Raw genomic sequence first — 5,148 nt, 5'->3', positions numbered from 1 at the left:
CCCCTGACTCGCCCCTGCCGGCGCATGGCGGCCCGCCGGACTGCCTAGCCTCCCGGTCGGAAACCCCACCCCCCGGACCGAAGGAAATCCCGCATGTTCTCCGCACCCCTCATGTCCTCCGCGCCCCTCCTGCGTCCCGTGCCGCTGATCGCCTCGCTCGCGACGGTCTCCGGCCTGCTGATGGGCTGTTCCGCGACCGCGGACCCCCGGACGGAGACCCGCTCGTACACCGTGTCCGAGCAGGTCCGGAACCTGACGGTGCACAACGCCGGCGGCGACATCGAGGTGTCCGCGGGCTCGGGCACCGCCGTCCGCGTGACCGAGATCCTGGACTACACCGCCCACCGGCCGACGACCGGCCACGAGCTCGTGTCCGGCGGCCTGCACATCACCGCGTCCGGCTGCGGGGACACCGGGGCGCGCGCGTGCGGGGTCCGCTTCCGCATCGAGGTCCCGGGCGGCGTGCCGGTGAAGCTGGACACGGACGGCGGCGACATCCTCGTACGGAAGCTGTCGGCGGCCACGGAGGCCACCACGGGCGGCGGTTCGGTCACCATCGAGGACAGCTCCGCCCGCAGCCTGGTCGCGCACACCTCCGGCGGCGACATCGCGGCGCGCATGACCACGGCCCCGGACCGCCTCTCGGCGACGACGGACGGCGGGGACGTCTCGGTCCGTCTGCCCGGCGGTTCGTACTCCCTCGACGTCGCGACGGCGGCCGGCTCCCGCACGGTCGGCGTCGCGCACGCGCCCGCCTCGCCGCACAAGGTGAAGGTGTACTCGAAGGGCGGGGACGTACGGGTGGTTCCCGTCGCCTGAGCCTCCGGTCCGGGGACCCCCCCGCGAGCCGCGCGCCCTCCGGAGCCCGTCGGTCGTACCGTCGACCCGGTGACCGAGGAGGAGTTCCGATGCGCGACGTGACCTATTCGATGAGCACCTCGCTCGACGGCTACATCGTCGGGCCGGACGGCGGCTTCGACTGGACGGCCCCCGACGAGGAGGTCTTCCGCTTCTGGATCGACGAGATCCGGGGGGTCGACGTGCACCTCCTCGGCCGACGTCTGTACGAGACGATGCTGTACTGGGAGACCGCCGACCAGGACCCCTCGCTCGACGACTCCATGCGCGAGTGGACCGCGCTCTGGAAACCGCTCCCCAAGGTGGTCTTCTCCACCACGCTGTCGACCGTGCAGGGCAATGCCCGCCTGGCCTCCGGCAGCCTGGCGGAGGAGATCGAGCGGCTGCGGGCCGAGCCGGGCGACGGCGACATCGCGATCGGCGGCGCGACGCTCGCCGCCGACGCGGCCGCGTCGGGTCTGATCGACGAGTACCGGACGATGGTCTACCCGGTGCTCGTCGGCGGCGGCATTCCGTTCTTCCCCCGGAGCGAGCGCCGGGTGGACCTCGAACTCGTCGAGACCGGCACCTACGGCTCGAAGGCCGTCTACCTCCGCCACCGCGTGGTGCGCCGGGCGCATTGATCACGGGCGTCGTCGGCGGTGCCGGGTCGATCCGCCCCGGGGGTTCAGAGCCAGCCGTTGCGGCGGAAGCCGCGGTGGATGACGAAGCAGGCGACGGCCATGACGCCGAGGACCAGGGGGTAGCCGTAGGTCCAGCGCAGCTCGGGCATGTGCTCGAAGTTCATGCCGTAGACGCCGCACACCATCGTCGGGACCGCGATGATGGCGGCCCAGGCGGTGATCTTGCGCATGTCCTCGTTCTGGGCGACGGTCACCTGCGCGAGGTGGGCCTGGAGGACCGAGTCGAGGAGCGTGTCGTACGAGGCGACCTGCTCGGTGACCCGCGCCAGGTGGTCGACCACGTCACGGAAGTACGCGCGTATCTCGGCCGCGACGCTCGGCACCGGCTCGGACGCCAACCGCTGGAGCGGCCGGCCCAGCGGCGCCACGGCCCGCTTGAGTTCGAGGAGCTCGCGCTTGAGCTGGTAGATCCGGCCGACGTCGCCGCGGTGGCCCTGCTCGGAGAAGACCGCGGTCTCGATCGCGTCCAGGTCGTCCTGCACGGCCTCCGTGACGGCGAGGTAGTCGTCGACGACGTGGTCGGCGACCGCGTGCAGCACCGCGGAGGGCCCCTTCGCGAGCTGCTCGGGCTCCGATTCCAGGGCCTCGCGGAGCGGACCGAGCGAACCGTGTCCCCCGTGACGGATGGTGATGACGAAGTCGGGCCCGGTGAAGGCCATCAGCTCGCCGGTGTCCACCACCTCGCTGGTGGCGGTGAGCTCGTCGTGCTCCACGTAGCGCACCGTCTTGAAGACGGCGAACAGCACGTCGTCGTACTGCTCCAGTTTCGGCCGCTGGTGGGCGTGGACGGCGTCCTCCACCGCGAGCGGGTGCAGCCCGAACAGCTCGGCGAGGCCCGCGAACTCCTTCTCCTCCGGTTCGTGCAGACCGATCCACACGAACCCGTCGCCCGACTTCCGCACGCGCCGCACGGCGTCCTCGACCGACCGGGCCCCGTCCTGCCGTACGCCGTCCCGGTAGACCACGCAGTTGACCACCGCGCTGCCGAGCGGCGAACGCGCCGGGTGGCTGAGGTCCACGGCACGCCGGTACGTCCGGCGGACGGCGCTGCGCAGACGGTGGATCATCGACACGAGGGCTCCTTCGGCAGACCGCCGGTCAGTCTGCCACCAGCCCGGTCGAACCGGGCCGCGCGATCGCCGGTGACGACTTGCGGCCGGACCGGACGTCCAAGGTCTGGACCAATAGTGCCAACCGGCGGCCGTCTGTGTGAGGGTGTCGGGATGCCGACGATCACTTCGCACGACGGGACCGCGATCTGGTACGAACTCCTCGGTGAGGGGCCGCCGTTGGTGGTCCTGCCCGGCGGGCCGGGGATGGACCTCCGGTACCTGTCCGATCTGGGGGGCCTCGACCGGAGGGCACGGCTGGTCGTGGTGGACGCCCGGGCCTCCGGGCGCTCCGGGGTGCCGGAGGACCGAAGGACGGTGTCCTTCACCGAACAGGCCCGGGACGTCGAGGCGGTGCGTGCGCACCTGGGCCTCGACCGGATCGACCTCCTCGGGCACTCGGCCGGGTGCCTGACGGCGCAGGAGTACGCGGCGGCGTACCCGGGGCGGGTACGGCGGCTGGTGCTCGTCGCGCCGGTGGGGCGGGTCTCGCGGGAGCCGGACGAGAGCGAGCTGGCGGCGCTGCGGGCCCGGCGCGCGGGCGAGGCGTGGTACCCGGACGCGGCCGAGGCGCACCGGCTGATCGCGGCGGGCGACGCCACCGGGGCCGAGCTCGCCGCGCTGCACCGGCGGATCACGCCGTTCTTCTGGCACCACTGGGACGACGCCCGGCGGGCCGAGCACCGGCCCGAGCACGCCTCGCCGCACGCCTGGCTGCGCGAGGCGTTCTACGCCGGTTCCGCCGGCCCGGCCACGCGGGCCGCCCGGCTGGCCCGGCTGGCCGCGGTGAAGGCGCCGGTCCTGGTGCTGGCCGGAGCCTCGGACGGCATGATCGGGACGGCCCCGGCCCGGGCGGTCGCGGCCTGCTACCCGGACGCCCGGCTCGAAGTACTGGAGCGGTCCGGTCACCGGCCGTGGGTGGAGGAGCCGGAGCGCTTCACCGAGCTGGTCTCGGGCTTCCTCTCCGAGGTCCCCGGCTGACCGGAGCGCCAGGCGACGGGCGGCCGGAACCGCCCGAGGTCCACGGCCACCGGCGCCGCGCCGACCCCCGCGAGGGCGGCGGCGCACCCCGGTGGCGCGGCCAGCTGCCGTACGTACCAGGTGGTTCCGGCCAGAGCCCCGTGCTCGGCCCGGACCACGCCGGGGCCGGCGGCGAGCAGCGGAAGCCCCTCGGTCAGCCGCCCGCCCACCGCCTTCACGCAGGCCTCCATCCTGGTCCAGGCCGCCGGGAAACCACCCGGCCCCACGGACATCCCCCGAACGGAGGACGGGAGTCGGCGCGGCTCGCCGGCCCCCTCCAGGTCGATGCCGATGCCGCGGCCCCGGGTGACCGCGACCGCGGCGTGGCCGCCCGTGTGGCTGAGGCTCACCCGGACCTCCGGATCGGGGGCCGCCACCAGCGGCATGCCGTTCGGGGTCCTGGCCCAGCGCACCCGGCCGGGCGGTACGCCGCAGTACCGGGCGACGGTCAGCCGGAGCGCGGCGTGCGCGGCGACGAAACGCGCTGCCGTGCGCGGTACGGCGATGCGGCCCAGCCGGGCCAGCTCGTCCTCGTCGAGCAGGCGGCGCTGGGCCGGGCCGTCGCCGCAGCGGTCCAGGTCGAGGTAGCGCACCAGGACGACGCCGGTCATCCTTCGGTGTACTCGAAGGCCAGCATCGACCAGGAGCGCGGGCTGGTCGCGAGCACCAGCACCCGGTCCCCCGGGTCCACCAGCTTCCGCTCCTGGAGGTCGGCGAGACCGGCCAGCAGGTCCACCGAGAAGGCGTGCCCGGTCCCGGCCACGTCGGGGGCGTGGCCGACCGTCAGGTCCAGGCCGCAGAGCCGGGCCAGGAAGGTCCGGGTGGCGAGGCTGTAGTTGCCGGTCACCAGGTGCCGGAACGGCCGCCCGGGGTCGGCGAGTTGCCCGTCGAGCTCGGCGCGCGCCCTGGTCACCCCCGTCTTCACCAGGCTGGCGGCCTTGATCGAGTTGCTGACCTCGGCGGCGTCGGCCTGGACCACGGTCGCGGAGGCCAGCAGGCGGTAGCCGGGCCCGCGCGGCTCCGGCCCGACCAGGCAGGCCGCCGCGCCGTCGCTGAGCACCGTGACGCCCACCGGCTGGTACCGGGTGGTGTCGGTGATCCGGTCGGCGGTGACGAGCAGCACGGTCTCCGACCGCTCGGCGGCCAGCAGGCCGTGAGCGGTGCGCAGGGCCGGGGCGAGGTTGGCCGAGGCACTGCCGCCGACCACCACCCCGGGCGCGTGCGGGAGACCGGCCGCGGTGAGCAGCCGCCAGAGGTCCTTGGTGGCGGTCTGCTCGTACGGCGAGTCGGTGGCGTAGACGACGGAGTCCACCGCCGGGTCACCGGCCGCGGCGAGCGCCGCCCGGGCGGCCGCGGCGGCCAGGCCGGTGACCGGCCGGCCGGAGACCCGGCAGTGCACCATGCCGCCCTCGGCCAGGGCCGGGAGCTGGGCGGTGAGTTCGGGATCGCCGGCGACGTCGGCGAGCGGCACGGCGTCG

The 5,148-nt window shown here is 74.4% G+C and carries 6 protein-coding genes; 3 read left to right on the top strand and 3 right to left on the bottom strand.

Features of this window, described 5'->3' with window-relative positions; genetic code table 11:
• The first annotated feature begins 93 nt into the window (after positions 1-93).
• Both CCN56_RS35930 and CCN56_RS35925 read left to right on the top strand, forming a co-directional pair.
• On the top strand, positions 94-819 hold the full coding sequence (locus CCN56_RS35930; protein WP_086831951.1) for a DUF4097 family beta strand repeat-containing protein: 726 nt from the start codon (positions 94-96) through the stop codon (positions 817-819).
• Between the two features lie 89 nt (positions 820-908).
• A complete protein-coding gene (locus CCN56_RS35925; RefSeq protein WP_086831950.1) occupies positions 909-1,481 on the top strand; it encodes a dihydrofolate reductase family protein in 573 nt (190 codons plus the stop codon).
• Positions 1,482-1,525: 44 nt separating this feature from the next.
• Here CCN56_RS35925 and corA read toward each other — a convergent pair whose 3' ends face one another.
• Entirely contained in the window at positions 1,526-2,608 is a 1,083-nt protein-coding gene (gene corA / locus CCN56_RS35920; RefSeq protein WP_086831952.1) for a magnesium/cobalt transporter CorA, read from the bottom strand.
• A 156-nt stretch (positions 2,609-2,764) separates the two neighbouring features.
• Between corA and CCN56_RS35915 the strand changes: the two genes are divergently transcribed.
• Positions 2,765-3,631, top strand: coding sequence for an alpha/beta fold hydrolase (locus CCN56_RS35915; RefSeq protein WP_086831949.1), 867 nt, complete (start codon positions 2,765-2,767; stop codon positions 3,629-3,631).
• Here CCN56_RS35915 and CCN56_RS35910 read toward each other — a convergent pair.
• On the bottom strand, positions 3,556-4,281 hold the full coding sequence (locus CCN56_RS35910; RefSeq protein WP_086831948.1) for a 4'-phosphopantetheinyl transferase superfamily protein: 726 nt from the start codon (positions 4,279-4,281) through the stop codon (positions 3,556-3,558). The two genes, CCN56_RS35915 and CCN56_RS35910, sit on opposite strands and share 76 nt — an antisense overlap.
• Positions 4,278-5,148: hypothetical protein (locus CCN56_RS35905; RefSeq protein WP_086831947.1), on the bottom strand; the 871-nt coding region annotated here is incomplete at its 5' end. The genes CCN56_RS35910 and CCN56_RS35905, both read right to left, overlap by 4 nt.

This window comes from Streptomyces sp. NRRL B-24572 (assembly GCF_002156145.1).
Classification (GTDB): Bacteria; Actinomycetota; Actinomycetes; order Streptomycetales; family Streptomycetaceae; genus Streptomyces; species Streptomyces vietnamensis.
The sequence above is the reverse complement of the archived record's forward strand: the minus strand, read 5'-3'. Positions and strand labels throughout refer to the sequence as shown.